The 25,857-nt window shown below is 69.0% G+C and carries 23 protein-coding genes; 9 read left to right on the forward strand and 14 right to left on the reverse strand.

The window, feature by feature from the left end; all coding sequences use genetic code 11:
- The first annotated feature begins 103 nt into the window (after positions 1–103).
- On the forward strand, positions 104–1,666 hold the full coding sequence (locus BEP68_RS04100) for an HNH endonuclease signature motif containing protein (protein ID WP_187249323.1): 1,563 nt from the start codon (positions 104–106) through the stop codon (positions 1,664–1,666).
- Positions 1,667–1,727: 61 nt separating this feature from the next.
- Here the strand turns inward: BEP68_RS04100 and BEP68_RS04105 are convergent, their stop codons facing one another.
- The 7 genes from BEP68_RS04105 to BEP68_RS04135 form a co-directional block, all read right to left on the reverse strand.
- On the reverse strand, positions 1,728–2,378 hold the full coding sequence (locus tag BEP68_RS04105) for an HAD-IA family hydrolase (protein WP_072590931.1): 651 nt from the start codon (positions 2,376–2,378) through the stop codon (positions 1,728–1,730).
- A 45-nt stretch (positions 2,379–2,423) separates the two neighbouring features.
- Positions 2,424–3,116, reverse strand: a complete 693-nt coding sequence (locus BEP68_RS04110; protein ID WP_187249324.1) for an ABC transporter ATP-binding protein — start codon at positions 3,114–3,116, stop codon at positions 2,424–2,426.
- A complete protein-coding gene (locus BEP68_RS04115) occupies positions 3,113–4,885 on the reverse strand; it encodes an ABC transporter permease subunit (RefSeq protein ID WP_187249325.1) in 1,773 nt (590 codons plus the stop codon). Before BEP68_RS04115 ends, BEP68_RS04110 begins: the two co-directional genes overlap by 4 nt.
- Positions 4,872–5,732: an ABC transporter permease subunit gene (locus tag BEP68_RS04120; RefSeq protein WP_053095455.1), complete on the reverse strand. Its 861-nt coding sequence runs from the start codon at positions 5,730–5,732 to the stop codon at positions 4,872–4,874. The genes BEP68_RS04115 and BEP68_RS04120 overlap by 14 nt, the downstream gene beginning before the upstream one ends.
- A 72-nt stretch (positions 5,733–5,804) precedes the next feature.
- Complete coding sequence (locus tag BEP68_RS04125; protein ID WP_072590933.1) at positions 5,805–6,974, reverse strand: ABC transporter substrate-binding protein; 1,170 nt, start codon at positions 6,972–6,974, stop codon at positions 5,805–5,807.
- A gap of 36 nt (positions 6,975–7,010) precedes the next feature.
- Complete coding sequence (locus BEP68_RS04130; RefSeq protein WP_072590934.1) at positions 7,011–7,400, reverse strand: nuclear transport factor 2 family protein; 390 nt, start codon at positions 7,398–7,400, stop codon at positions 7,011–7,013.
- A gap of 31 nt (positions 7,401–7,431) precedes the next feature.
- Complete coding sequence (locus BEP68_RS04135) at positions 7,432–8,223, reverse strand: MoaF C-terminal domain-containing protein (protein WP_187249326.1); 792 nt, start codon at positions 8,221–8,223, stop codon at positions 7,432–7,434.
- Positions 8,224–8,441: 218 nt separating this feature from the next.
- On the opposite strand from BEP68_RS04135, the gene BEP68_RS04140 reads away from it, so the two are divergent.
- Positions 8,442–8,834 (forward strand): hypothetical protein, encoded by a 393-nt coding sequence (locus tag BEP68_RS04140; RefSeq protein ID WP_187249327.1) that lies wholly within the window; start codon positions 8,442–8,444, stop codon positions 8,832–8,834.
- A 25-nt stretch (positions 8,835–8,859) separates the two neighbouring features.
- Here the strand turns inward: BEP68_RS04140 and BEP68_RS04145 are convergent, their stop codons facing one another.
- Entirely contained in the window at positions 8,860–9,816 is a 957-nt protein-coding gene (locus BEP68_RS04145; protein WP_053095460.1) for a helix-turn-helix domain-containing protein, read from the reverse strand.
- 112 nt (positions 9,817–9,928) lie between these two features.
- Here BEP68_RS04145 and BEP68_RS04150 point away from each other — a divergent pair, with 112 nt between their 5' ends.
- The gene (locus tag BEP68_RS04150) at positions 9,929–11,071 is read left to right on the forward strand and encodes a DUF998 domain-containing protein (RefSeq protein ID WP_187249328.1); all 1,143 of its coding nucleotides are present in this window, start codon (positions 9,929–9,931) and stop codon (positions 11,069–11,071) included.
- A gap of 10 nt (positions 11,072–11,081) precedes the next feature.
- Here the strand turns inward: BEP68_RS04150 and BEP68_RS04155 are convergent, their stop codons facing one another.
- The gene (locus BEP68_RS04155; protein WP_187249329.1) at positions 11,082–11,936 is read right to left on the reverse strand and encodes a MurR/RpiR family transcriptional regulator; all 855 of its coding nucleotides are present in this window, start codon (positions 11,934–11,936) and stop codon (positions 11,082–11,084) included.
- Positions 11,937–12,015: 79 nt separating this feature from the next.
- On the opposite strand from BEP68_RS04155, the gene BEP68_RS04160 reads away from it, so the two are divergent.
- Together BEP68_RS04160 and murQ are read left to right on the forward strand one after the other, a co-directional pair.
- A complete protein-coding gene (locus BEP68_RS04160; RefSeq protein WP_187249330.1) occupies positions 12,016–12,966 on the forward strand; it encodes a BadF/BadG/BcrA/BcrD ATPase family protein in 951 nt (316 codons plus the stop codon).
- Positions 12,956–13,891, forward strand: coding sequence for an N-acetylmuramic acid 6-phosphate etherase (murQ, locus tag BEP68_RS04165; RefSeq protein WP_187249331.1), 936 nt, complete (start codon positions 12,956–12,958; stop codon positions 13,889–13,891). The genes BEP68_RS04160 and murQ overlap by 11 nt, the downstream gene beginning before the upstream one ends.
- Positions 13,892–13,970: 79 nt before the next feature.
- Here the strand turns inward: murQ and BEP68_RS04170 are convergent, their stop codons facing one another.
- Both BEP68_RS04170 and BEP68_RS04175 read right to left on the reverse strand, forming a co-directional pair.
- Complete coding sequence (locus BEP68_RS04170) at positions 13,971–15,950, reverse strand: primary-amine oxidase (RefSeq protein WP_187249332.1); 1,980 nt, start codon at positions 15,948–15,950, stop codon at positions 13,971–13,973.
- Between the two features lie 152 nt (positions 15,951–16,102).
- Positions 16,103–16,687 carry a TetR/AcrR family transcriptional regulator gene (locus BEP68_RS04175; RefSeq protein ID WP_053095466.1) on the reverse strand — a complete coding sequence of 195 codons (585 nt, stop codon included), beginning with the start codon at positions 16,685–16,687 and terminating at the stop codon, positions 16,103–16,105.
- A 67-nt stretch (positions 16,688–16,754) separates the two neighbouring features.
- Between BEP68_RS04175 and BEP68_RS04180 the strand changes: the two genes are divergently transcribed.
- From BEP68_RS04180 to BEP68_RS04190, 3 genes are all read left to right on the forward strand, one after another.
- On the forward strand, positions 16,755–17,294 hold the full coding sequence (locus BEP68_RS04180) for a hypothetical protein (protein WP_187249333.1): 540 nt from the start codon (positions 16,755–16,757) through the stop codon (positions 17,292–17,294).
- Positions 17,295–17,457: 163 nt separating this feature from the next.
- The gene (locus BEP68_RS04185; RefSeq protein ID WP_056277826.1) at positions 17,458–18,906 is read left to right on the forward strand and encodes a glyceraldehyde-3-phosphate dehydrogenase; all 1,449 of its coding nucleotides are present in this window, start codon (positions 17,458–17,460) and stop codon (positions 18,904–18,906) included.
- A gap of 36 nt (positions 18,907–18,942) precedes the next feature.
- On the forward strand, positions 18,943–20,004 hold the full coding sequence (locus BEP68_RS04190) for a winged helix DNA-binding domain-containing protein (RefSeq protein ID WP_187249334.1): 1,062 nt from the start codon (positions 18,943–18,945) through the stop codon (positions 20,002–20,004).
- Positions 20,005–20,023: 19 nt separating this feature from the next.
- On the opposite strand, the gene BEP68_RS04195 is transcribed toward BEP68_RS04190, so the two are convergent.
- On the reverse strand, positions 20,024–21,466 hold the full coding sequence (locus BEP68_RS04195; RefSeq protein ID WP_056277833.1) for an XRE family transcriptional regulator: 1,443 nt from the start codon (positions 21,464–21,466) through the stop codon (positions 20,024–20,026).
- Between the two features lie 109 nt (positions 21,467–21,575).
- Here BEP68_RS04195 and BEP68_RS04200 point away from each other — a divergent pair, with 109 nt between their 5' ends.
- Entirely contained in the window at positions 21,576–23,438 is a 1,863-nt protein-coding gene (locus BEP68_RS04200) for a phosphoenolpyruvate carboxykinase (GTP) (protein WP_072590945.1), read from the forward strand.
- Positions 23,439–23,599: 161 nt separating this feature from the next.
- Here BEP68_RS04200 and BEP68_RS04205 read toward each other — a convergent pair whose 3' ends face one another.
- The gene (locus BEP68_RS04205) at positions 23,600–25,483 is read right to left on the reverse strand and encodes an ABC transporter ATP-binding protein (protein WP_187249335.1); all 1,884 of its coding nucleotides are present in this window, start codon (positions 25,481–25,483) and stop codon (positions 23,600–23,602) included.
- Positions 25,484–25,562: 79 nt separating this feature from the next.
- Positions 25,563–25,769 carry a hypothetical protein gene (locus BEP68_RS04210; RefSeq protein WP_053095473.1) on the reverse strand — a complete coding sequence of 69 codons (207 nt, stop codon included), beginning with the start codon at positions 25,767–25,769 and terminating at the stop codon, positions 25,563–25,565.
- Positions 25,770–25,857: the final 88 nt, after the last annotated feature.

Genomic DNA, 25,857 nt, shown 5'->3' on the forward strand with positions numbered 1-25,857 from the left:
CCTGCGCTGTGCCATTCTGGGAGATTGGAATACGGATCTGATCTGGGGTAATTCTTGGTGGTTTCGGGTCTCGAGTGTCGGTGGCCCCGGGTTGACTGGGGGTATGAACAGCACTGCGGAGCTTCTGGATCGGGTCATCGCCGACCTCGACACGGTGCTGTCCGATGACGCGCTCGCGGGGTTGTCGGATGCGGATCGGGTGACTGTTCTGCAGGGTGCGGGTGCTGTCTTCCGCCGCGCGGAGGCCGTGATCGTCGAGACGATCGCGACGGGCGACGCGGCGGACTTTCCGCATTCGGCGGGGTGTCGGGGGCTGAATGAGTTGTTGCAGCGGGCGGTGTCGGTGGATGTGCGGGGCGCGTCCCGGGTCGACAGGGTCGTCGATCTGGTGCGGCGTCCGGTGAGTCTGGCGGGGGAGAGGATGCCGGCCCGGTGGTCGGAGATGCGTCTCGCGTTGCTGGATGGGGTGGTCGGGGTGGCCGGGTTTCTCGCGGCGACGGGGCCGATCGAGAAGGTGTGGGATCGGCTGACGGTGGATCAGCGGTTGGCGGCGGATGTCGCGTTGGCGGGGTGTGCTCGCGGCCACGGCGTCGTGGTCGACGCTGATGATGAGGGCCTGGAGGCTGATGAGCCGGGTCCGGCGCCGACCCCGCAGGACTTGAAGGCCCTTGCCGAGGATCTCGCGTCGATGTTCGACCCCGATGGGGAAGAACCCAAGGATGAGGACTCCCGGCGCCGGCGGGGCATCACGATCGGTCGTCTCACGGACGGCGTGCACGCGATCCGCGGGTATCTGACCCCAGAGGTCGCGGCGCAGTTGCAGCTGATCCTGGACGCGATCCTCAACCCCAAAGGCGACGGCCCGCCCATGCCCGGAGTGCACTTCGCCCCGAGCGAGGGTGCCGACGCTGGTGCTGGTGCTGGTGCTGGTGCTGGTGCTGGTGCTGGTGCTGATGCAGACGGTGACGATACGGATCCGTTCAACTCGGATCCTCGATGTGTACTCGATGACCGCACCGCGGCGCAGAAGCGTCACGACGCTCTCGCGATGGTGTTCGGGATCGCCGCGCGACACAACGACATGCCCACCCTCGGCGGTTCCGCGCCGGTCCTCGTCGTGAACGTCGACGCGAGGGATCTCGTGGGCGGAATGGGCGGAATGGGCGGAATGGGCGGAGCGGGCGGAATGGGCGGAGCGGGCGGAAACGGTGGGTGGGCGACGATCCCGGGATCCGGTGCCCACGTCCCGGTCTCCGTCGCCGCGCACGTCGGATGCGCGGGGACGATTCAACGGGTGCTGGTGGATGAGGGCAGGATCATCGGGATCACGACCACAGACCGGGTGTTCACCGTGCACCAACGCCGGGCGATCATCGCCCGCGACAAAGAATGCCTCATTCCCGGGTGCCATGTTCCGGCGTCGTGGTGCGAGATCCACCATGTCGTCGAGCATGCGCGGGGTGGTCCGACGCATACCGACAACGGGGTGCCGTTGTGCTGGTGGCACCACCGATCCCTCGGGACCTCGGGGTGGGAGATCCGCATGGACGACGGGGTCCCGCAGGTGCGGGGACCGGGATGGTGGGATCCCGACGAACGATGGCGCACACCGAGGCTCAGCGTGGCGCGACTCACACTCCCCGCGCCGCTCACCCGCACCGGATGACGCGGGTGAGCGTCACCGATGCGACCGCAGCACCACACCAGCGCAGCACCGCAGCAGCGCATCAGCGAATCGCGAGCTCGAAACCGTCTGCCGTCGGAATCACGGCCACCTGGGAGAGGTCATCGACATGGAAGGTCGGCTGATGAGACGTCGCGTGCGCGCCCACGCCGATGACCCGCATCCCCGCAGCATGCGCGGCCTGGATGCCGGCGCCCGAGTCCTCGAACACCACGCAGTCGGCGGGGTCGACGCCGAGCAGCTCCGCACCCAGCAGGAAGCCCTCGGGGTCGGGCTTGGAGGCCGACACGTTCTCGGCCGTGACCGTCAGTGCGGGCACGGTCAGGCCGGCCTGGCCCATCCGCGCGTTCATCAGCGTCACGTCGGCCGAGGTGACGATCGCGTGGGGGTAGGGGAGCAGTGCGGCGAGCAGGGCATCCGCACCCTCGATCGGGATGACGCCATCGACATCCTTGCTCTCGTTCGCGAGCATCACCGCGTTCTCGCGGATGTTGATCTCGTGGTCGCGCTCCGGCAGCATGATCGCCATGCTCTGGTGCCCCTGCCGGCCGTGCACGACGCTCAAGACAGTCTCGGGAGCGATTCCGTGGGGCTCGGCCCACGCCAGCCAGAGCCGTTCCACGACAGCCGTCGAATCGACGAGAGTGCCGTCCATGTCGAGCAGGACGGCGCGGGCGCTGATGGTCTCGGTCATCCCCTCAGGCTACTGCCGCGGCATCTGAAGCCCGACCTGACGGCGCTACCCACCGAGGTACGCGCGGTGCAGCAGCTGCGAATCCTCCTTCAACGCCTCGGCGGTGCCCTGGAAGGAGACGCGCCCACCGGCCACCACCACGGCCTCGCGAGCGAGGCCCAGCGCGAGCTGCGTGAACTGCTCCACGAGCAGCACCCCGACGCCCGACTCGGCGATCGACTTCACGATCGGCATGAGCCTCATGAACACGACAGGCGCGAGACCGAGCGACATCTCATCGATCAACAGGATCCGCGGCTTCGCGGCGAAGGCACGTGCCAGCACCACCATCTGCTGCTCGCCACCCGACAGCAGCGCGGTGGGGGAGTCGATGCGCTTCTCGAGCTCAGGGAACTGCGCGAGCGCCGCATCCTGTTCCGCAGGCGTCCGCGCGGTGAGCGAGATGTTCTCGCGCACGGTCAGCGATGGGAACACCGCTCGCCCCTGCTCGATGTGCACGATGCCGCGCCGCGCTCTCGACACCCGGGACAGCTTGTCGAGCGGCTCGCCGTCGAGCATCATCGATCCCGCGGAGTTCGGGGTCACCCCCGACACCGATTCGATCAGACTGGTCTTGCCGGCCCCGTTCGGTCCGACGAGCGCCAGCACCTCGCCACCGCGCACGGTCAGCGACACATCCGAGATCACCGGCCCCGCGCCCCGGCTGACCGTCACCCCGTCCAGCACCAGTTCGCTCACTTCAGCAGCTCCGTCTCTCCCATGTACGCCTTCACGACCTCCGGGTTGGCGAGCACCTCGGCCTGCGGACCGCTCGCGAGCACTCGACCGAAGTCGAGCACGGTGAGCGTCGGGCACACCGAGCGCACGAGATCGAGGTCGTGCTCGATGATGATCAACGCCACGCCGAACCGGGCCGGCAGCTCGCGCAGACGCGCGGCGAGAGCCAGGTGCTCATCGTGCGACAGGCCGGCCGCGGGCTCGTCGAGGATCAGCAGCCGCGGACGAGAGATCACGTTCGCCGCGACCTCGACGAGTCGCCGGGTGCCGACGTCGACGCTCGACAGGCGCGCACCCGCCGGCGGGCATCCGAAGAACTCGAGAACCTCATCGATGTCGGATGCGGCGAGCCGGCGTCGAGCGACGAACCTCACGTACGCGCCGACCGTGAGCGACGGCGGGACCCTGTCCTGCTGGAAGGTCCTGCGCAGCCCGAGCCGGGCGCGACGCGTCGGAGACAGGCCGGCGAGATCACGATCTCCGAGCAGTACTCGACCGCCGTGCTTCGGCAGGAACCCGCTGATCGCATCGACGAACGTCGACTTGCCTGCGCCGTTCGGACCGATCAGGCCCATGATCGACGCCGCCGGCACCTGGAACGACACATCGTCCAACGCTGTGAGAGCACCGAACTGCACCGTGAGTCCGTCGACAGTGAGCACCGGTGCACCGTCGAGCGCGCGCTCATCGACCGTCGCGGTGGTCGTTGTCGTGATCGCCCGATCCTCGGCATCCGCATCGGGAGGCAACGCGGTCAGCTTCGCCGAGGCGGTCCTGCGATCCGCGCGCTTCCAGATGAGATTGCGGATGCCCTGACCGAGGTTGGTCCCGCTGGTGAGCGCCTGCACGCCGAGTACGCCGAAGACCACGAACGCCCAGTCCTGGGGCACGCCCCAGCGCTTCAGCAGCTCGGGCACGAGCACCCAGAGGATGCCGCCGAGGATCGCCATGTCGATCAGATGGGCCCCGGACATGACGGCGAGGACGTAGAGCGCCAGCGACTGCAACGGGGTGAAGCTCGATGCGAACGGAAGCTGCACCTGGCCGGCGAGGAGTCCTCCGGCGATGCCTCCCAGTGCGGCCGATACGGCGAACGCGGTGAGCTTGGCGCTCTGCACGCTCTGCCCTGCAGCCGCGGTGCCGCGTTCCGAGAAGGCGACCGCCTTCCAGCTCGAGCCCCACCGTCCGCGCTGCAGGAAGAAGACTCCCAGCGCGCAGACGGCGAGCACCACGACCGAGAGGAAGAAGAACTCGCGATCGTTCGAGAACAGCGTCGGGCGCTCGACAGCCGTGCCGTCGGCGGACCCGGGGAACTGGATCTGCACGAGGGTGACATCCGCCGCGGCAGCGAAGCCGAGGGTGACGACCGCGAGGTTGACGCCGCGCAGCCGCAGCGCGGGGAGCCCGACGAGGATGCCCGCAAGACCGGCGGCAATGCCGCCGAGGAGGAGCCAGACGACGAAGCCGCCCGGCGCCTGCATGACGTTGAGCAGCGAGACGATCCAGGCGCCCACGGCGGCGAACGTGAGCTGGCACAGCGCGATCATGCCGGCGGAGCCCGTGACGATGCCCAGTCCCAGGATCGCGATGGCCGCGACGACTGCGCTGATCGCGAGGAACACGAAGTACCCCGGAAGCGCCGCGCTCAGGATGGCACCCAGTCCGACCGCGGCGGCGGCGACGGCGAGGGGCCAGGACAGACGGAACCAGGGACGGTCAGCGAGCGGCATCCCACACCTCCTTGCGCTGCGTCCACAGGAGCAGGACGACGATGAACAGGAACGGGAGGAAGTTGCGCACGAGCGCCACTTCGTCGATCTGCGCGACGAGCCCTCCCAGAACGCCCAGCACGACCCCGCCGACGACGGCGAGGTCGAGACGGCGGAAGCCGCCGAGCAGCGCAGCGGCAGCGGCGGGGACGATGAGCATCGCGAGGCTGGTCGCGTCGTTCGACTGCGACGGCGCCACGATCATGATGGCGATCGCGCTGATCACACCGGTCACGAACCACACCGCGATGGAGAGCGGACGGGAACGGATGCCGAGCAGCTCGGCGGTGGTGGGGCGCTCGGAGAGCGCGCGCAGCTGCGTGCCCACTCTCGTCCGGCGCAGCACGATCCGCACCACGACCGCCGTGACGACCGCCATGGCGACGGTGGCGACGGTGACCTGACTGATCACCACGCCCCCGAACGAGAAGGCGGGGCCCGCGATGATCGGGGTGAACGGCTGCGGTTTGTTGCCGAACAGGATGAACGACATCGAGATGAGCAGGAGAAGCGGACCGACGGTCATCGCCGAGCGAGTGGTGGTGGAGGCCTCGGAGAGCCAGGTCGCGGCGATCCACCCGATGGTGGCCGAGAGCGCCCCGCCGACGACGACGCCGAGCACGGAGCCGAGCCAGATCGGTACCCCCAGTTCGCTGACGAACCACACGGCGCTGAAGGCACCGAACATCCCGGTCGCGGCCTGGGCGAAGTTGACGACCCGCACGAGGCGCGACATCAGGGTCAGGCACACTCCGAGGACCGCATAGAGACCGCCGGCGGCGAGACCGGCGATGGCGCCTTGCAGCATGAGGCGTCCTTTCTGGTGTGAGGGGGAGAGGACCTGCCGCCGAGAATGCGCTCGGCGGCAGGTGAAGGGCGGCTACTCGCCGATGCGGAGCCAGTCGTCGGCGACCTTCTCCCAGGCGTTCGTGCCGGATTCGAGGATGATCGGCCATCCCGCGGTGTTCTGCGTGCCGAAGGCGTAGGGCGTTCCGACCATGGGGTTCTCGATGGGATCCATTCCGCGCAGCGCCTCGGTGACCGTCTCGCGGGTGATGTCGCCGTCCATGCCCTCGAGCACCTCGATGAAGTAGGTCGCGGCGAGGTATCCGCCCTGGCTGAACGAGGTGAGGGGGATGTCGTTGGCCTCCATCAGCTCCCGCCAGTCGGTGTTGATCTCGTCGTCGTCCGTGAACGGGTAGAACTCGGCGGGCACGTAGATGCCGGCCCCGGCGTCATCGATCGCATCCGCGAAGTTCTCGCTGTAGACGCTCGTCAGATAGAGCCAGGTCACGTCGTCCCAGCCCTGCGCGTTCGCGGCCTTGACCTGGCCGATCGCGTCGGGCTCGACGGGGTTGATCGCGAGCGCCTTGCAGCCCTGTTCGCGGGCCTTCACGATGTAGGGCGTGTAGTCCGAGGCGCCGTACGGCACGGTGTCGTCGACGTACTTCGGCTCCTTGCCCGTGATCTCGGTCCACTTGTCGATCGCCGCCTGGTAGGTGGGTCGGGTGGATCCTGCGATCTCCAGCAGGATGCAGATGTCGTCGAGTCCGAGCACCTCCGAGCCGTACTGCAGCGTGAGGGTCATGTCGTTGAACGGACCGACGTTGGCGGGGGAGATGTTGTCGCTCGCGAAGCAGCCGGTATCGACTCCGATGCCGGGCAGCGAGAGGATCTCCTCCTGCTCGTAGTACTTCGCGTTGATCTCGCACTCGATCAGGCTCGCTGATCCGACCAGCGCGACGGCCCCGTCGCTGCCGACGAGCTCTCGGGCTGACGCGGTGGCTGTGGCCGGGTCGCCCTTGTCATCGAGGGTCTTGTACTCGATGGTGCGTCCGTCGAGGCCTCCGGCCTCGTTGAAGGCGTCGAACACCGCGGCCGCCGCCTGCGACGCCTCAGGGAACGTCGCCGGACCGCTGATCGTGTTCACGGAGCCGACGACGATCGGGGCGTCGCCGCCACCACCGCTGCCGTCCCCGCCGGCGCAACCGGCCAGAGTGAGGGCTGCCACGGCGATGAGCGCCGCAGTGCCGGATACTCGCTTGTTCATGTGATTCCTGCCTCTCGTGTGCTTGTCGTGCTGCGGTCAGTCGCGCAGCGCGCGGTTGACCAGTTCGGTGTCGGTGAACTGCTCGAACGCGACGACCCGGTGATCGGCCAGGCGCCAGACGTGCGCGACACGTGCCGCGAAGAATCGGCCGGTCGCGCGGTACGTGCCCGAGTAGGTGCCGATGCCGACGACCACGTCCCCGCCGTCGATGACCTCGTCGATCGCGACCGTGTAGTCGTCCCACTCGTCCTGGATGCGCTGGAAGACGCCTGCCGCGACCGCATCCGGCCCGATGTACGTGCCGGCGTACGGGAAACCGGCGGCCTCGGTCCAGCTCACGTCGTCGGCGAGCGGCGCCAGCATGCCGTCGAGGTCGCCGCGGTCGCTGGCCGCGTAGTGCGCGGCGATGATGTCGGCGTTGCTCATGGCAGGTCCTCTCCTGGATCTCGTCGCGGGGTCAGACGGGCTGGGCGTCGGGGTAGTCGACGGACCCGAGCGGATAGATGTGACCGCCACCGCGGGAGTGCTCCGCGGCGCCGTCGCCGGTGAGGCCGAGGAAGATCCCCGTCGTCATGAGCTGGTAGCCGAGGTCGTGCAGCCAGACGCTCGCGACCGCGATGCGGAACTCCCGGAAGCAGAAGAGGTAGAGGCCGTCGGCGAACTTCCAGACGGTCGACAGGTCCATGTCGCCGTGGCCCCGCTGCACGCCCTCGAGGCACTGCCAGGCGTAGCGCCGGCTCGAGATGTAGACGTGCTCGTAGAGGTGGTGCGGGCTGTACCGATAGATGTTGCGCTTGCCGATGAGGTCTCGGCTCGGCCCCGGCACCTCGCCCGTCGCGGGACCGGCATCGGTCGTCGCCGCCCAGAAGTCCTGACTGACCTGCGGTGTGCCCTCGACAGCCTCGGCGGCGATGCGTGAACGCACGACGGTGGCCCGGTGGGTCGAGGTCGAATAGACGACGGTGATCGCTTCGCGTTCACGGCTCTCGAGCGGGATGTTCACGAAGACGACGTCGTCGCGCACTGCGACGGCGTCGTACGGGTCGGTGCCCGACTCGCCGAGTCCTGACCAGGTGACAGCGACCGCATCGAACGTCAGCGCCAGCGCGGAGCCATCGTCGAGCGTGAGCGTCAGCGCGGTGCCCGACAGCGAGGCGTTCGGCAGTCGGAAGGTGTCGATCCCGGCGGCGAACTCGTCGTACGTGCGCCATTCGTCGAGTGCGGGATCGGTCGTGACGGGAGCGGTCATGGGAGTCCTGACGTCGCATGCGGCGGAGCGTCCTCGCCCCGGGCACCGCATCCTCGCGGTGTGCTTGCCTCATGCTCCGGCTCGCCCTGGCATCCGCTCAAGAGAAGCGGCGCCATCGCGCGCCGACAGTCAACCGGCGTGCCCTGCAGAGCAAGGACGGGCCTGGGAATCCGCCGTGGCGTCAGCGGCGCGGCTCCGGGCGGGTGTCAGGATGAGTCATGCGAACAGAACCCCGGGCCGCCCTCTCGCCGGCGGTGAAGGCGGTCGCCTGGACGGCATCCATCTTCTTCGCTCTCCTGTTCTTCGCCGTCGCGTGGGTCTGGTGCGGGATGTCGTACGAGGAGGAGTTCAGCGAGCAGTCGAAGGCCGTCTCCGCAGGGTCGACGATGGAGGGCTGGGGGTTCACCATCGGCCTCGTGCCCGTGCTGGTGCTCCACGCCCTGATCGCGATCGGCGCCTTCTTCGCCGTCCGGGACGGAGGACGCCGCGGGGTGCTTCTCAGTGCGATGCTCGCGCTTGCGCTCGTGGCGGCCGTGTCTCTGCCGGGCTTCGCCGCCGTGCAGATGCTGTACGGCGGCACGATGTTCGCGCCGCCGGTCTACGTCCCCTGACGGACGTTCTCCCGCTGCGCTGCGCTCAGTGCGCCGCGCGGTACTCGCTGGGGGAGATGCCGAACGCCGACTTGAACGCGCGGCTGAAGTGCGCCGCATCCACGAAGCCCCATCGGGCCGCGATCGCGGCGACGGGCCGGTCGGCGAGCATCGGGTCGAGCAGATCGCGACGGCACTGCTCGAGGCGGCGGGTGCGGATCCAGGTCGACACCGTCACGCCCTGCTCCTGGAACAGGCCGTGCAGGTGACGGGTCGAGATGAAGTGCGCCGATGCGATGGTCGCGGGTCCGAGATCCGTCGAGGCGAGGTTGCGGTCGATGTACGAGCGGATGCGCTGCACGAGCGCGCGATGAGGGTCGGCCGACACCTCGTCGAGGCCCAGCTCGCGGGTGAACACCGTCGTGACGAGGTCGAGCGCGCTGTGCGCCAGTCGTGCCCCTGTCGTGCCGGCGAGCTGGTCGAGGTTGCCTGCGAGCTGCGTCAGATACGGCACGACCATTCCGCCGAGGCCACCCTGACCCGAGATGCGCACCGCGGTGAGCTGGCCGATCATGTCGGAGGGCAGGCTGATCAGGTGCTTGGGGAACATCACGACCATCGTGCGGAAGTCGTCGTCGAAGACCAGCGAGTACGGGCGGTCGGTGTCGTAGACGGCGAGATCGCCGGCCTGGAGCACGGCCTCCCGGTCGTCCTGGATCAGCATCCCGGTGCCGGCGAGCATGAGGCTCAGCTTGAAGTACGACCGGTCGCTGCGTGCGATGAGCTCGGGTGTCCGCTCGACGACGTGCGAGGTGGCGCGCACCTCGTTGACGTGCACCTCGTCGACTGAGGCGCCGCGGATGATCCCGCGGAAGTGGTCGGGCCCGGCCGTCGACACCTGGAGCGGCACGAAGGACTCCGAGACGGCGGCCCGGAACTCGCTGATGTTGCGCGCGACGAGCGTCGACACCGATTCGGCGGGGGCGGCGAGTGCACCGTTCATGACTGATCACCTCGGGTGGTGGAACGACGACGTTGTATACGATCCGTGCCGTGATGCTATCACCGGCGCGGTCCGGAGGGCGAGGCTTCTATGATGTGGGCGGAGGCCAGTGATGCGATATCTCGGCGAGAAGGTCATGCAGGTCCTGCGTCAGCTGCGCGGACCCGACACAGCGGATGCGGTCTTCGAGGCCACCGCGCTCATAGTCGGGGCGGTGTTCTTCGTGCTCGGCTTCGCCATCGGGTGGCCGGTCTTCTGGGGTCAGGAGATGGCGATCAGCGGCACCGGCTCGATCGGCGCGTTCGCCGCCTACGGCGGCGCGATCACCGCCGTCCTGGCGTTCGCGCTCGGGCGTCTCGTCGTGCGACCGGCGGTGGTCGCGCCGGACGGCACCCGTGATGGATTCAGCGTCCCCGGGGATCGGCTGCGCTGGTACGACCTGGCCGCCATCGCCTTCGCGCACGCCGCGATCGCGTACCTCGGATGGCTCGGAATCGCCGAACTGCTCGACCGCAGCTTCACCGACGCCCCGGTGTTCGCCTTCCCCGGGGCGATCCTGGTGGCCGTCGCGTTCGCTCTCACCGCCTATGTGACGTTCCTGAGCGCGGTGGCGCTCACGCCGATGGTGCTCTCCCTCGTCCTGGCGGTCTTCCTCGTGGTCGGCGCCTTCGCGGCGATGCTCGCCTCCAGCGATGTGCACTGGTGGCAGGACAACCTGTCGGCGCTGGGGATGAGCAGCAACAGCGCGTCTCTGGCCTTCAACGCGACGTTGATCATCGCCGGGGTCCTGGTGACGACGATCGCCCGCTATGCCACGGCGGGACTGCCGGTCGACGACCACGTCGATCGTCGCGGACGGCGCGTGGTGCGAGGCGGGCTGATCCTGATCGGGATCTTCCTCGCGTGCGTCGGGATCTTCCCGGTCGACGAGTTCTTCCTCGTGCACAACACCGTCGCCACCGGGATGACCGTCGCGTTCGCCGTGATCGTCGTGGGGCTGCCGTGGTTCGTGCGCACGATCCCACGGGTGTTCGTGGTGCTCGGGTGGATCTACGTGCTCGTGATCGTGCTGCTCGGCGTGTTCTTCGCCGTCGGCTACTACAACCTCACGGCGGTCGAGCTGATCGCGGCGGTGCTGATCTTCAGCTGGATCATCGTGTTCCTCCGGACCGCAGGATCGGTGCACCCTGCCGCGTCAGCGCACCCCGCCGGGTCCGTGCACGCGGGGCAGCGGCCCGGTCCGACCCCGGCCTGAGCGTCGGTCCTCAGCGCAGCGGCTGCGTGGCATCCGCCGTGCGCTGCAGCGCATGGATGGTGTGCGCGTGCCGGCGCTGGGCGACGCCGACGAACAGGCAGTCGACCAGTGCGAGCTGCGCGATGCGGCTCACCATCGCGCCCGCGCGGAGGCGAGGCTCACGCGCCCGCGTGAGCAGGGCGTGGTCGCAGTTCTCGGCGAGCGGCGAGGCCGGCCCACCCGTGACGCCGATCGTGGTGCCGGATGCCGCCCGTGCCGTCTGCAGGAAGTGCACGGTCTCGCGGGTCGTTCCCGAGTGGGAGAACCCGATCGCCACGGTCTTCCTCGCTCCGAGCGATGCGGCGGCGCTCGCCTCGTGCGCGTCCGTCAGGACGATCGCCGCATGTCCGATGCGGAGCAGCTTGCGGCCGAGATCCGCAGCCGCCTGTCCGCTCGCGCCGATCCCGAAGAGCAGGACGCGGTCGGCGTCGTCGATCGCCTCGACCGCGGCCGCGAGCTCGTCGTAGTCGAGGTTCGCGACGGTCTCCTCGATGGCCAGCAGCTCGAGTGCGGCGACCTTCGCGGTCGCCTCCCGCAGGGTGTCGGCCGCGGAGATCTCGGATCCGAAACCGGATGCCGCGGGGAACTGCACGGATTCGCGACCGAGCTCTGTGGCCAGCGCCATCCGCAGCGCGGCGTAGCCGTTCACGCCGATGGTGCGGCAGAAGCGGACGACAGAGGCGACCGAGGTGTCGCACCTCGCCGCGATCTCGGTGATCGTGCTGTCGACGACGATGGTGGGATCATCGGCGATCGTCCGAGCGATGCGGGCCAGCGACGGCGGCAGCTTCTCGGCGGCCGAGGCGATCGTCGTCTGGATGCTCATGGCTCTCCTGCGTCAGAGGCGGATTTCGGGCGTGTGAACAATTCTTTCATGATCGGATGCTCGTGCGTAGACTATTTTCATGCCCTCTTCGCATGCTCTCGTCGCCGTCGACCTCGGCAAGTCGCGCTGCCGGGCCCTGATCGCCGAATCATCCGGCGTCGACTCTGGCGTCGTCTCTGCCGCGGATGAGCGTCGAGTGCCCCGGCGTCCCGTGTACGACGGGATCGGGGCTCCCGGGCTCTCGGCCGCAGGGGGCGTCGACGCAGCTCTCGCCGCGATTCTGCCGATGAGAGATCATCTCGATGCACAGATCTCCGCGGTCTCGGTGGGTGCGGCCGGAGCCTGGGCCGCCCCCGAGGCCGCATCAGAGCTCGCCGCCGTCCTCGCCGATGCCTTTCACGTGCCCGTCGCGGTGACCTCCGACGTGGTGTCCGCTCATGCCGGAGCGCTCGGGGGCGGTGCGGGCGTACTGCTGATCGCCGGAACGGGCGCTGCGGCCCTCGGCATCGACGGCGAGGTGGCGACGCTGGTCGACGGGTGGGGTCCCGAGCTGGGAGACCTCGGCAGCGGATCCTGGTTCGGGCGCGAGGCGCTGCGTGCCGTCCTGCGCGCCTCGGTCGGGCTCGCGGTCGAGACCGTGCTCACCGATGCGGTCGCGGCGACGATCGGCGAGCCCGCCGCGGTTCCCGCCTGGATCTCCATGGACGGGCCGGTGCCTCGCCGTCTCGCGACTCTGGCGCCGCTGCTCCTCGATGCGGCGCAGAGCGGCGACGCCGTCTCCGCGGACATCGCCGCCGAGGGCATCCGCCTGCTCGTCGCGTCGGCGATCGCGGCGTCCTCGAGCAGTCGCGAGGTCGCCCTGCACGGAGGGCTCACCGACCACGTCTGGTTCCGCTCGTCGCTCGCCCAGGCGCTCCGCGCCGCTGACCGCACGGTCGTCGTCTCCTCCGGCGATGCCCTCGACGGTGCGCTCCTGCTCGCGGAGCGCACCGATCTTCCCCACGAAAGGTTCGTGCATCGTGCCGAATGAACACGCCAGACTGACCGCGCTCCTCGACGTCCTCTCGACGCTCGGCACCGAGGCGTCGACGACCGATCGCGGCGACCTCGATCTGCTCGACACCGATGAGCTCGTGCGGCGCATGAACGCGGAAGATCATCGTGTGCCGGCGGCCGTCGGCGAGCGGAGTGCGGAGATCGCCGCGGCGGTCGACGGCATCACCGCCCGCTTCCGCGCCGGCGGACGACTCATCTATCTCGGGGCGGGCACCGCAGGCCGCGTCGGAGTTCTCGACGCGAGCGAATGCCCGCCGACCTTCGGCACCGACCCCTCGATGGTGGTGGGGCTGATCGCCGGAGGCGAGACGGCCATCCGGTCGGCGGTCGAGAATGCCGAGGACGACGACGCGGCGGCAGCGGCCTCGCTGCGCGAGCTCGGCCTCACCGAGCGCGACGCCGTCGTCGGGATCTCGGCGTCGGGTCGCACCCCGTACGTCGTCGGCGGTCTGAAGTTCGCTCGGGGAGTCGGCGCGCTCACCGTGGCGATCGCCTCGAATCCGGCATCCGAGATCGGTGCGGTCGCCGAGATCGCGATCGAGGTGGTCACGGGGCCCGAGTTCATCTCGGGATCGACGCGTCTGAAGTCGGGAACAGCCCAGAAGCTCGTCGTGAACATGCTCACCACGCTGTCGATGATCAAGCTCGGCAAGACCTATCACGGCGTGATGGTCGATCTTCAGGCGACGAACGAGAAGCTGCGCGCGCGCTCGATCCGCACCGTGACGGAGCTCACCGGCGCAGAGGTCGACCAGGCTTCCGCCGCCCTGGATGCGGCGGGGGGATCGGTCAAGCTCGCGATCCTGATGGTCGCCACGGGGGCGTCCGCAGAAGCCTCGGCCCACGCGCTCGACAGCGCCGACGGCATCCTCCGTGTCGCGATCGCCGCACTGTCGTGAGGGGTACCTTCGCCGCGTGCTTCCGCCAGGGCGTTCCCGATGACGACGCCGCGTCGACCGCCGAGGCCGACGCCGCGGCTCAATGGGAGCAGGTGCAGCCCTCGCCACCTCCGCAGCATCCGGCGTCCTCGGTGACGTGCGCCTGAGACGACTCGGGAACATCCATCGCGGGGTTCTGATCGAGGAAGCCGTTCGGCTTGAACCAGAATCCGGCATAGTCGACCGGCATGATCGGCCAGTCCTCGGGGCGCGGGAAGTGCGTGAGTCCGAAAGTGTGCCACAGCACGATGTCCTCGCCGTCGAGCGAACGGTCGCCCGCCGAGTACTCCGGCAGGCCGGAGCCTCCCTGGTGCGCGTTCGGATACCGGCCGGCCGGCCAGATCTGCCCGTGTTCATGGCGGGTGGCCCAGAGATGCTTGGTCGCGAACGCCGCACGCGCGGCGACGGATGACGCGGGGTCGGCCATCAGCAGAGCGGTGGGCTCCGGGATCAGGTGATAGGCCGTGGGGCGGCCGACGTGGTTTGTCCGAGTTGTGCTCTGCACCTCCCACGCGCGCGCGACCGAGGTGTCCGCCTCCCGCTGCGCCCCGCCCTCAGAGAGCAACGGAGTCTCCGACCACGTGAAGGCATTGCCGAACGGGTTGTCCGGCCCCATCGGGATGCGCTGCGCGTCGATCTCGACCAGACGGTTCTCCTCGCCGTCGACGGCGACATCGAGCCGTGCGCAGAACAGGTGCTGGTGCACTGGCGCGAAGACGCCCGGCGCGAGCTCGGTGGCGTGCTTCTGCCGCACCCCCGGTTCGCCGGCGCCGGCGAACACGATCCCGGTGGCCTTGGTGACGACCTCGATCGAGCCGTCGAGGGAGAAGTGCCAGTAGAACCCGTAGTCGTAGTTGCCGATCGTCGAGAAGTACGACACCACGAAGCGGCGCGAGCGGCGCACGTCCGAGCGGCCGGCGAGGTCGGTGTGCTTCCAGAGGATGCCGTAGTCCTCCTCGTGCATGCACACCACGTTCGGGATGCGCACCGGATGGCCGTGGTCGTCGGCGACATAGCCGTCGAGGTAGCGGATCACCCCCAGGCAGTCGCAGCCGAGCTCGAGGTGGTTCGCGTTCTTGCCGAGAAGGTACTCGCCGGCGTCGAAGTAGCTGATCCAGAAGCGCCCGGGTGCGGTGTCGCCGTAGGGCACGACCATCTCGGGCACGCTCGCCCGATTGAGCACCGACCGTCCGTCGAACCTGACGTCGTGCAGCACGAGACCCTCGCGAGCGTTGAAGCTCACCCGCATCGACCAGTTCTCCCACTCGACGAGCGAGCCGCTGACGGCGAAGCTGGGGCCTTCCGGCTGCGTGATCTCGATCGGCTTGAGCGAGGTGCGCGCGGCGCCCTGCACCTCGGGGTAGTAGTTTCCGTGGCCCGCCGGCACAGGCACGTCGCCCTCGTCGTCGATGCGGATCACGCTGTTCGTCGTGAGGTCGATGTGCACGACCAGCCCTTCGACGGGATGCGCCCAGGGGGAGTCGTGCTCGTCGTATTTGAGGAAGGTGAGAGAGCGGATGACCCGGCGGCCCACCTCATCGGCGCGGCCGGTGTACCCGGGTGCGAGCGGTCCGCAGAAGGCGAGGGCCATGTGCGCGGCGAGTCCTCGGCGCGTCATCGCCGCCTGCCATTCTGGTGACGCCTTCGCGATCGCCTCAGCGCGCTCGTACTCCTCGAAGAGGTACTGGGGCTGGCCGTAGGGTGGCGCATCGTTGGGGACCCGCTCGGCGCGCAGCACCTCGCCGCGGGTGATCGAGACGACGACTTCGCTCGCGACGCCGGTCGCCGTGTCGAGCAGGGTCGCGTCGATGCGGCGATCGATGGGGGCGCCCGGCCTCCATGCGGCGAGCTCCTCCTTGGTGGGCTCATCGGGCAGCAGCATCGGCACGCGGACGGTCTCGCCGAGAAGTCCTGCGGACTCGAGCACGGCTCGGGCCGCCGCGATCTCCTCGCCGGTGAGGGGGTCGAGCGGGTGCGGCGCGGCGATCCGGTCGATGGAGACGGACTGGGGGTGGGACATCGGCGTACCTCACTATTTCGAGCGATCGCTCAATAAACGGATTGGGTCGATGATACGACGGCGCGACGAGGCGCACAAGAGCACATCGTCAGTAGGCCGAGTGAGCGTGCGCGGCTGGCAGGTGGCGCGAGCGTGCGGGGTGTGGCAGTGACTCAGGCGCGCCAGGGCGCGAGGATGCTGTCGAGCACCGCGAGGTGAGCGTCCGCGCCACGGGGCTCGGTGACCTCCAGCACCTGCTGTCCGTAGGTGATCGAACGGAGCAGCGACATCACCGCGTGCTTCGGTGTGGTGGGGGACAGCTCGCCGTCGGCGACCGCTTCGTCGATGGCTTCGCTGATGCCGTTCTGCCAGGTCGCGCGAGTGGGGGAGCCGGCGTCCGGGTCTGAGGCGAGGGTCGCGAGGCGCCCCCAGAATCCGACGACGACATACGCTTCCGTGCGCGTCTCCGCGTCGACGGGGAGGACCTCCCGCATGAGGGCGTCGAGTCTGCTCAGCCCGCGGAGCCCGGTCGTCACCGACCGGATGCGCTCGTCGGTGCGTCGGGTGATCTCCACAGCGGCTGCACGCACGACGTCGTCGAACCCGTCGAAGTAGTGCCAGAGCGAGCCTGTCGCGACACCGAGCTCCTTGGCCACGGCACGAGACGACACCGCCTCATGGCCGTCGCGCGCGGCCACGGCGAGCAGCGCCTCGGCGATCTGCCGGCGGCGCTCATCGTGGTCTACGACGCGGGGCACATGCTCCATCCTGGTGCATGAGTCACGGGTCTCGCTATTTTGAGCGATTGATCAATATGATGCGTGTGTGGATCACCTCCTCCCCGCAGCACCGTGGCTGATGGCGCTCGCCGCCGTCGTCTCCGCCGCTGCGTGCATCGCCGTCTGGCGGGCTGTGCCGTGGCAGGGGAGGCAGAGCGCCCTGATCATGGCAGCGGCGATGATCGTTATCGCGGTGAGCGGTGGCGATCCGCTGATCGGCCTGGTGGCCGCACTCGTGCTCCTCGTCTCCGCGATGCTCGGCACAGCGGGCGTGCGTGGAACGCCCGCGGCCGCCACCTGCTGTCACCGTGCACTGGTGTCGCTCGTCATGGCGATCTGCTCGTTCGAGAGCCTGTCGACGGGCCAGGCGATGGCGGGGGCGGCCGAGGTCGGGGCCCACGGTGGGCATGGGCTCGGCGGGCTCCTCTCGGCGCTCGTGATCGTCGGCGTCATCGGCGTCGTGCTCTGGACGGTCGTCGCCGAGTGGGTGCTCGTCCCCGTGCATCAGGGGCGTACCGCCCGCCTGCTCGCGGTCGAGTCGTGGGCGATGGCGGCGGGAGTCTCCGTCATGTGCCTCGGGTTCTGACGGCCGGCCAGTCGGATCGGCCACCGAGGCCGGTCCGGGCAGCGCGTGGCCTCTGATTTCAGAACCCTCGCGCCCGGCGCGTACCCTGGAGGCATCCCCCGAAGCTCACCCGGCAATCTCGCGCGCCGGCGACCTCGGCGCGCTCACACATGCAAGGACGCAGATGAACGTAACCGCCGCACCCCACGACGACTGGACGGCGAGAGAAGAGCTGGCCGAGCGGATGATCCCGCTCATCGGCGCCCTCAAGCGCGAGCGTGATGTGGTCACCTCCCTCCACGGCCACCGACTTCTCGGTCTGTCGGCCACCGGCATCGTCGAGGTGCACGACAGGGTGGCGCAGCTCGGGCATGAGCGACTCGCCGTCGACGAGACTCTGGCCGTGCTCGAGGGCGTCCACGAACTCGCCCCCGGTGCATCCTCGCTCGACCTCGCGCGCCTCGCCGCAGGTCATTCCGACAGCGAGCTGCCCCTCGACGCCTATCTGGCCGAGGCGCTCGCGCCGGCGGTCGGAGCGGTCGCAGCGGCCCCCACCGATGTCGTGCTCTACGGCTTCGGACGCATCGGGCGCCTGCTTGCGCGCATCCTCATCGCGCACACGGGTGGTGGGAGTGGCCTGCGTCTGCGGGCCATCGTCGTGCGCCGCGGTTCGGAGAACGATCTCGTCAAGCGCGCGTCGCTGCTGCTCCGCGACTCGGTGCACGGCCGCTTCGCAGGCTCCGTGACGGTCGATGAGGACGCCGACCAGATCATCGCGAACGGCACCCGCATCCAGGTGATCTACTCCGACGACCCCTCGACGATCGATTACACGGCGTACGACATCCACGACGCGATCGTCGTCGACAACACGGGACGCTGGCGCGACGACGCAGGACTCAGCCGGCACCTGGAATCGACCGGCGTCGCTCGCGTGCTGCTCACCGCACCCGGCAAGGGCGCGCTGAAGAACATCGTGCACGGGATCAACGACGACACGATCGAGGCGGACGACCGCATCATCACCGCCGCCTCCTGCACGACGAACGCCATCACCCCCGTGCTCAAGGCGATCGATGAGGCCTACGGGATCGTGCGCGGGCACGTCGAGACCGTGCACTCGTTCACCAACGACCAGAACCTGATCGACAACTTCCACAGCGGCGATCGTCGCGGCCGCTCGGCCGTGCTCAACATGGTGATCACCGAGACGGGGGCGGCCAAGGCCGTCGCGCGAGCGCTGCCCGAGCTCGAGGGCAAGCTCACCGGCTCTGCGATCCGCGTGCCGACCCCCGACGTCTCGCTGGCCGTGCTGCACCTCGGCCTCGAGCGCCCCGCGGTCAAGGACGAGCTGAACGACTACCTGCGTCGCGTCTCGCTGCACTCGAAGCTGCGTCAGCAGATCGACTACGTCGAGAGCCCCGAGGTCGTCTCGACGGACTTCGTCGGCTCGCATCGCGCGGGCATCGTCGACGGTCTCGCGACCATCGCGAACGACCGCGACGTCGTGCTGTACGTCTGGTACGACAACGAGTACGGGTACTCGTGCCAGGTGATCCGCGTGCTCGAGGTCATGGCCGGTTCGCATCCGATCGTGCTGCCGGAACGTCGCGAGGTGACGCTGCACGGGTGAGTGCGCGATGTCGGTCGTGCCCGGCATGATGAGGGCATGAAGACCGCGACTCTGCGCGCCGAGCGGCTCCGCTCGCATCGCCTCAGCGCTCCGGCGCGCACGGTGACGGATGCCGCGTCGCACATGCTCGCGGTGCAGAGCCAGGACTTCACCGCCGGACGGTGGGTCCTGGCTTCGCGCACCCGTGGCGAGCCGCCGCTCCGCGCGGTCGACCGGGCCTTCGCCCGGGGCGACCTGGTGCGCGCGTGGACCATGCGCGGCACCCTGCACATCATTCCGGCGCGTGACCTTCGCTGGGTGATGTCCGTGACCGCTGAGCGGCAGCGTCGACAGGCGGCGGGCAGGCGCCGCGATCTCGGAATCGACGCGCCGATGGTCGCGGCGGTCGTGGCGGCAGCCGTGCCTCGCCTGGGTGACGGAGGCCTCACGCGGGCCGAGATGTTCGAGGTGTTCGCCGGTGTCGGCATCGACCCGGCCGGGCAGCGGGGCATCCACCTGCTGAGCGAGCTCACGCTCGACGGCCTGATCTGCCAGGGTCCGGTGGTCGCGCGCGACGGTGTGAGTCGGGAGCAGCGCTTCGTCCTGGTCGATCAGCACATCAGCGAGCATGCGGCCCCCGATGACCCGCTCGCCGAGCTCTTCGTGCGTTACATCGACGGGCACGGGCCGGCCGGAGTCGCTGACTTCGCCTGGTGGTCCGGCCTCACGCTGGGGCAGGCGCGCGAGGCGCGGGATCGCGCGGCGGCGCGCGTGGTCGAGGTCGACGAGGGGGTGTTCGTCGGCGTCGCTCGTCCGCGGCGGTCATCGAGTGCCCCGGCGGTGCTGGCGCTCGGAGCCTTCGACGAGTACTACATCTCCTACGCCGACCGCACGGATGTCTGCGCCCCTGAGCATCTCGCTCTCGTCGGACCGGGCAAGAACGGCATGGTGCGGGCGACGCTCGTCGCCGATGGCCGGGTGATCGGATGCTGGACGCACGCGAGCGCCTCGCTCGGGTCTCCGCCGGAGCTCTTCGAGTCAGTGCCGGATTCGCGGCCGGTCGACGACGAGGCGGTGCGGGCGGCCCTCGCTCGGTTCACGCGCTTCCTCGACCTTTGAGTCGCCGAGTCGGTGCGAATCACTCGCTCGCGTGGCGTCCGAGGAAGTTGTAGACCTCGTTGTCATCGACGCCGGGGAACGCGCCACGGGGGAGCGGCGAGAACATGTGGGTGTGCACGCGGGCGCTCGGCCAGGCCTTCCCGTTCCACCGTTCGGTGAGGTCGGCCGAGGGGCGGCGGCAGCACGCCTCATCCGGGCAGGTCGAGACCGCGCGGTCGGCGGTCTCGCGCCCACGCCACCAGCGCGCGTCGTCGAAGGGAACGCCCACCGTGATCGAGAACTCGCCGTCGGTCGAGGCGCCGGTCTGCGTCGAGCACCAGAAGGTGCCGGAGGGTGTGTCGGTGTACTGGTGGTGTTCGTTCGTGCGGTTCTGCTGCGTGAACGCCGCGCGCGCCTGGAACTTCCGGCACACCCGCTGGCCCTCGACAGCGCCCGTGACGTCCATCGGCAGGGGGAGGTCGTCGTTCTCGTAGACCCTCGTGATCGCACCGGTGGCGTCGACACGGAGGAAGTGCAGTGACATGCCCAGGTGCTGGGTGAGGAGGTTCGTCATGCGCATCCCGGCCGCTTCGTGGGTCACGCCGAATGCGTCGCGGAAGTCTTCGACCGCGAGGTTGCGATCCTTCTTCGCCTGCTGCAGGAAGGCGACGGACGCCGTCTCGGGCATCAGGCACGCGGCGGCGAAGTAGTTGATCTCGAGCCGCTGCTGCAGGAAGTCGGCGTAGTCGGTGGGCGGGGTGTGGCCGAGCAGTCGGTGCGCCATCGCCTGCAGTGCCATGGACCGCAGGCCGTGACCCCCGGGGATCGATGCGGGCGGCAGGTAGATGCGCCCGTTCTCGAGGTCGGTGACCGAGCGGGTCGAGTGCGGCAGATCGTTGACGTAGATCAGTTCGAAGCCGAGCTTGTCGGCCATGATGCTCACGGTGCGGTGCGTCAGCGCGCCCTGCACGTGCCCGGCGGACCGCAGCTGCTTCTCGGCGAGTCTCTCGATGTCCGCGAGGTAGTTGTTCTGCTCGCGCATCCGCAGACGCAGCTCGGTGTTCGCTCGTCTGGCTTCTTCGGGCGTGGCGATCGCCTCTCGTTCGCGTCGCTGGAGTTCGCGATGAAGGCCCAGAAGCGACTCGATCGTCTCGTCGCTCATCCCCTTCGTGACGCGCACGGGGGCGATGCCGAGCTGCCGGAACACCGGGCTCTCCTGGGCGCGTTCGAGTTCGATCTCGAGAGCGGCGCGACGGTTCGGCGGCTCGCCCGAGATGAGGTCGGTGACCTCGGTGCCCGTCGCCAGCGCGATGGCCTGCAGCAGCGAGAGCTTCGGTTCGCGCTTGCCGTTCTCGATCAGGCTCAGCTGCGAACCGGCGACGCCGACGAGTGCGCCCAGCTCATCGAGCGTGAAGCCCTTCTCGAGGCGGTGGTGCCTGATGCGGTGGCCGAGAGTCGCGAGGTGGATGCCGGAAGGAGCCATTCCTTGAAACTAGCGAAAGAAGCGCGATTCTTATCGCCCGGAATGGCAGAAAGTCGTGCACGAACCGGAAGAAGATGGAACAAACGCCCCTCACTTCAAAGGAGTAGTCATGGCGATCGCCGAAGTCTTCACCCCCCGAGCATCATCTGTCGCACCTGTGCGCACCTTCGGGACGGCTCCGACGTATGACACCCCTGCGATGGCAGAGCTCGCCGCCTGGGTCGATGAGATCGCGGCGCTCACGCAGCCGGCCTCGATCCACTGGGTCGACGGCTCGCGTGCCGAGAACGACTGGCTGCTGCGCGGGCTCGTCGACGAGGGCAAGCTGATCAAGCTGAACCCCGAGTGGCGTCCCGGCTCGTACCTCGCCCGCTCGCACCCCAGCGACGTCGCACGCACGGAGGGCCGCACCTACATCTCGTCCGAGAGTGAAGAGGATGCCGGCCCGACCAACAACTGGGCTCCTCCTGCGCAGATGCGCGAGAAGATGACCGAGATCTTCGAGGGATCCATGCGAGGCCGCACGATGTTCGTCGTGCCCTTCTCGATGGGGCCCGTCGGGGGACCTCTCTCGCACATCGGCGTCCAGGTCACCGACAGCGCCTACGCTGTCGCGTCGATCGGCATCATGACGCGCGTCGGCGATGCGGTCACCCGCCAGATCGCCGACGGCGCTCCGTGGGTCAAGACCGTGCACTCCGTCGGCGCGCCGCTCGCTGCGGGAGAGCCCGACGTCGAGTGGCCCTGCAACGACGACAAGTACATCGTGCACTTCCCCGAGACGCTCGAGGTCTACTCCTTCGGCTCGGGCTACGGCGGCAACGCGATCCTCGCGAAGAAGTGCTTCGCCCTGCGCATCGCCTCGGTCATCGCCCGCGACGAGGGCTGGCTCGCCGAGCACATGCTGCTCATCCGGGTGATCGACCCCACGGGCAAGGCGTACCACGTGGCTGCGGCGTTCCCCTCCGCGTGCGGCAAGACGAACCTCGCGATGCTGCGCCCGACCATCCCGGGATGGCGCGTCGAGACGCTCGGCGACGACATCGCGTGGATCCGCCCCGGTGAAGACGGCCGCCTCTGGGCGATCAACCCGGAAGCCGGATTCTTCGGCGTCGCGCCGGGCACGGGCGAGTCGACGAACGTCACGGCGGTCGAGACCCTCTGGGGCAACACGATCTTCACGAACGTCGCACTCCGCCCCGACGGAGACGTCTGGTGGGAGGGGCTGACCGATCAGGCGCCCGCCCACCTCACGGACTGGGAGGGCAACGACTGGACGCCGGACTCCGGCCGCCCCGCCGCGCACCCGAACTCGCGCTTCACGGTCTCGGCCGCGCAGTGCCCGCAGATCTCGGAGGACTGGGAGGAGGCGGTGCCGCTCGACGTGATCCTCTTCGGCGGACGTCGGGCGACCAATGTGCCGCTCGTCGTCGAGGCCACCGACTGGACCCACGGCGTGTTCCTCGGCTCCAACATCTCGTCCGAGCGCACCGCGGCCGCCGAGGGCAAGGTCGGCGAGCTGCGTCGCGATCCGTTCGCCATGCTCCCGTTCTGCGGCTACAACATGGCCGACTACTTCGGTCACTGGCTGAAGGTCGGCCGTGGTCTCCGGTTCGACCGCGCACCGCGCATCTTCCAGGTGAACTGGTTCCGTCGTGGCGAGGACGGCCGCTTCCTGTGGCCCGGATTCGGCGACAACTCGCGAGTCGTCGACTGGATCATCCGTCGCGTCTCCGGCGAGGTCTCGACGGTCGACAGCCCGATCGGTCGCCTGCCGCTGATCGAGGACCTCAATCTCGACGGCATCGACGTGCCCGAGGCGGACCTCGAGGAGCTCTTCTCGATCGACACCGACGCCTGGAAGACCGAGGCCGACCTCACCGAGGAGTTCTACGACACCTTCGGCGACAAGGTCCCCGCCGCCCTCCGGGCCGAGCTCGCCTCGCTGCGCTACCGCCTCGACAAGGCGTGACAGACCGGGCGCCGGTTCGGGGGAGCCGGCGCTCCACGGCCCCCGTGGCCGCAGACCCGCGAAGGCGGGACGTCAGAGACGAACCCATGGCTGAGTGGTCTCCGGCATCCCGCCTTCGCGTACTTCTCCCGCGCTGACCGCGTGCGCCCCTGCCGCGACGCTCAGGCGAGCAGCTGGTGCCGAGCCAGGTCGCGATAGAGCGGCGTCGACTCGATCAGCTCGGCGTGAGTGCCCTGACCGACCACTGCGCCGTCCTGCAGCACGACGATGAGATCGCTGTCGACGACGGTCGACAGTCGATGAGCGATCACGATGAGGGTGCGATCGGTCGAGACCGCGTCGATGGCCTCGCGCATGCGCTGCTCGTTCACGCCGTCGAGCGACGAGGTCGACTCGTCGAGCAGCAGGATCGGTGCGTCGGTGAGCAGCGCGCGGGCGATCGCGAGACGCTGGCGTTCTCCTCCTGAGAGCATCACGCCGTCTTCGCCGACGGGGGCATCGAGACGCAGCGGATCGCGATCGAGCACGTCGCCCAGGTTCACCGCGCGCAGCACCTGTTCGCAGGCCGCATCCGAGGCATCCGGCGAGGCGAGACGCAGGTTGTCGCCGAGCGTGCCGGCGAGGGTGGGGGCGTCCTGCTCGACGTAGCCGAACTGCGCGCGCAGCTCGTCGCGCGGGTAGGTGCGCGAGTCGTGGCCGTAGAGGCGGATCGAACCGCCTGCCGGGTCGTAGAAGCGCTCCACGAGCGAGAGGATCGTGCTCTTGCCGGCACCGCTGGGCCCGACGAGCGCGACGCGCGCACCTCGGGGCACCGCGAACGAGACGCCGCGCAGCACCTCGCGCTCAGCCACGGCGGCCGAGTCGTCGGTCGGTTCGAGGTGCGCGTCGGCCAGAAGCGTCTGCGCCTCCTTCGCGGCGGCGAGGCGAGCGGCGACCACGTTCTCGGGATAGCGGAAGCGCACGTCACGGAACTCGATCGCCGGAGCGAGGGGGTCTGCCGCATCGCGCGGGACGGACGCGGCGATCTCGGCGTCGTGCTGGGTCTCCGTCGGCAGGTTCAGCACCTCCTGGATGCGGCCGAGGGCGCCGAGTGCCTGGTTCACCGAGGTGATCGCCCCGAAGGTGGTGGCGAGCGGCATCACGAGCATGAACAGGAACAGGATGAACGTGATCAGCGAGGCGATCGTGATCGTGCCGGCCGCGACCCGGAAGCCGCCGACGCCCAGCACCACCAGGAGCGACACCTGCAGTGCGACTCCGGCGATGGGGACCACGAGCGACGAGATCTTGGCGATCCGCACCCCGATGCCGTAGGCCTCCGAGGCGAGCGCCGACACGGTCTCGGTCTCGCGCTCGGTGGCTCCCGAGGCGCGCACGGTGCGGATCGAGCCGACGGCGCGCTCGACCCCGGAGGCGAGTTCGCCGACCTTCTCCTGCTGAGCGGTGGACGCGGTGCGGATGCGGCCGCTGAGCGCCGTGACGACGACGACCGAGGCTCCGATCACGACGACGATGAGCAGCAGCAGGACCGGGTCGATCACGAGCATCGCGATCAGCGCGCCGAGGAAGAGGATCGCGCTGCCGACGGCATCCGCCAGTCCCTGGGTGAGCACGGCGTAGAGCAGTGTCGTGTCGGTGCCCACGCGCGAGACGAGGTCTCCGGTCCGGCGGGCGTCGAACTCGCTGATGGGCAGGTGAAGGATGCGCGAGATCAGCTTGCGACGGCTCGAGTACACGACCGCGGTGCCGGTGCGCTGCAGCAGATAGTGCTGGTAGCCGGAGATGATCGATGACACGATCACGAGACCGACGAGGACCCATACCAGGATTCCGAGGCCCTGATCGGACTGCACGGCTTCGATGAGCTGCCCGACCAGCAGCGGTTGCGCGAGCGAGGTGGCCGCCCCGAAGACGCTGAGCACAGCGACGACGATGAGCGTGCGCCTGTGCTCGAAGAGGAAGGGGAGGAGCTGGCGGAAAGTGGCGCGCGGGCCGTCGTAGTGCGCGCCGCGTCCGCGTCGGCGTGATGTCGCCGTGCTGGACATGCGGGACCTCGTTCTGAAAGGGGGGTAGTTCGACCGTACTTCGTGTGCGGGCGGATCCTGTGGATGGGCTGTATGAGTGTCAGTGCCTGCCGAAACGGCGGTGCGCCGCCTGCTTCGAGACGCCGAGGGAGCTCGCGATCGCCTGCCAGGAATAGCCGAGATTGCGCGCCCGTCGCACCTGTGTCTCCTCGGCCCTGGCCAGCTCGCTGCGCAGAGCGGCGAGGCGGTGGAGCTCCGAGAGCGGCTCGCCGGCGTCATCCTGTGCGATGGCGGTCTTCATGGTCATGGGGAACCTCCTGCGTCAATACTTGTTGACGATCGCCCCCTTGTCAACAAGTATTGACGTTCATCTCCGTGCTCAGGATGCGAGACTG

The sequence above is a fragment of the Microbacterium sp. 4-7 genome, assembly GCF_014332665.1.
GTDB lineage: Bacteria > Actinomycetota > Actinomycetes > Actinomycetales > Microbacteriaceae > Microbacterium.

Excerpts from the sequence above, each read along its gene's own strand:
- BEP68_RS04100 (WP_187249323.1), top strand. The coding sequence starts at position 104 with ATGAACAGCACTGCGGAGCTTCTGGATCGGGTCATCGCCGACCTCGAC.
- BEP68_RS04105 (WP_072590931.1), bottom strand. The coding sequence starts at position 2,378 with ATGACCGAGACCATCAGCGCCCGCGCCGTCCTGCTCGACATGGACGGC.
- BEP68_RS04115 (WP_187249325.1), bottom strand. The coding sequence starts at position 4,885 with ATGCCGCTCGCTGACCGTCCCTGGTTCCGTCTGTCCTGGCCCCTCGCC.
- BEP68_RS04120 (WP_053095455.1), bottom strand. The coding sequence starts at position 5,732 with ATGCTGCAAGGCGCCATCGCCGGTCTCGCCGCCGGCGGTCTCTATGCG.
- BEP68_RS04125 (WP_072590933.1), bottom strand. The coding sequence starts at position 6,974 with ATGAACAAGCGAGTATCCGGCACTGCGGCGCTCATCGCCGTGGCAGCC.
- BEP68_RS04130 (WP_072590934.1), bottom strand. The coding sequence starts at position 7,400 with ATGAGCAACGCCGACATCATCGCCGCGCACTACGCGGCCAGCGACCGC.
- BEP68_RS04135 (WP_187249326.1), bottom strand. The coding sequence starts at position 8,223 with ATGACCGCTCCCGTCACGACCGATCCCGCACTCGACGAATGGCGCACG.
- BEP68_RS04140 (WP_187249327.1), top strand. The coding sequence starts at position 8,442 with ATGCGAACAGAACCCCGGGCCGCCCTCTCGCCGGCGGTGAAGGCGGTC.
- BEP68_RS04145 (WP_053095460.1), bottom strand. The coding sequence starts at position 9,816 with ATGAACGGTGCACTCGCCGCCCCCGCCGAATCGGTGTCGACGCTCGTC.
- BEP68_RS04150 (WP_187249328.1), top strand. The coding sequence starts at position 9,929 with ATGCGATATCTCGGCGAGAAGGTCATGCAGGTCCTGCGTCAGCTGCGC.
- BEP68_RS04155 (WP_187249329.1), bottom strand. The coding sequence starts at position 11,936 with ATGAGCATCCAGACGACGATCGCCTCGGCCGCCGAGAAGCTGCCGCCG.
- BEP68_RS04160 (WP_187249330.1), top strand. The coding sequence starts at position 12,016 with ATGCCCTCTTCGCATGCTCTCGTCGCCGTCGACCTCGGCAAGTCGCGC.
- BEP68_RS04170 (WP_187249332.1), bottom strand. The coding sequence starts at position 15,950 with ATGTCCCACCCCCAGTCCGTCTCCATCGACCGGATCGCCGCGCCGCAC.
- BEP68_RS04185 (WP_056277826.1), top strand. The coding sequence starts at position 17,458 with ATGAACGTAACCGCCGCACCCCACGACGACTGGACGGCGAGAGAAGAG.
- BEP68_RS04190 (WP_187249334.1), top strand. The coding sequence starts at position 18,943 with ATGAAGACCGCGACTCTGCGCGCCGAGCGGCTCCGCTCGCATCGCCTC.
- BEP68_RS04195 (WP_056277833.1), bottom strand. The coding sequence starts at position 21,466 with ATGGCTCCTTCCGGCATCCACCTCGCGACTCTCGGCCACCGCATCAGG.
- BEP68_RS04200 (WP_072590945.1), top strand. The coding sequence starts at position 21,576 with ATGGCGATCGCCGAAGTCTTCACCCCCCGAGCATCATCTGTCGCACCT.
- BEP68_RS04205 (WP_187249335.1), bottom strand. The coding sequence starts at position 25,483 with ATGTCCAGCACGGCGACATCACGCCGACGCGGACGCGGCGCGCACTAC.
- BEP68_RS04210 (WP_053095473.1), bottom strand. The coding sequence starts at position 25,769 with ATGACCATGAAGACCGCCATCGCACAGGATGACGCCGGCGAGCCGCTC.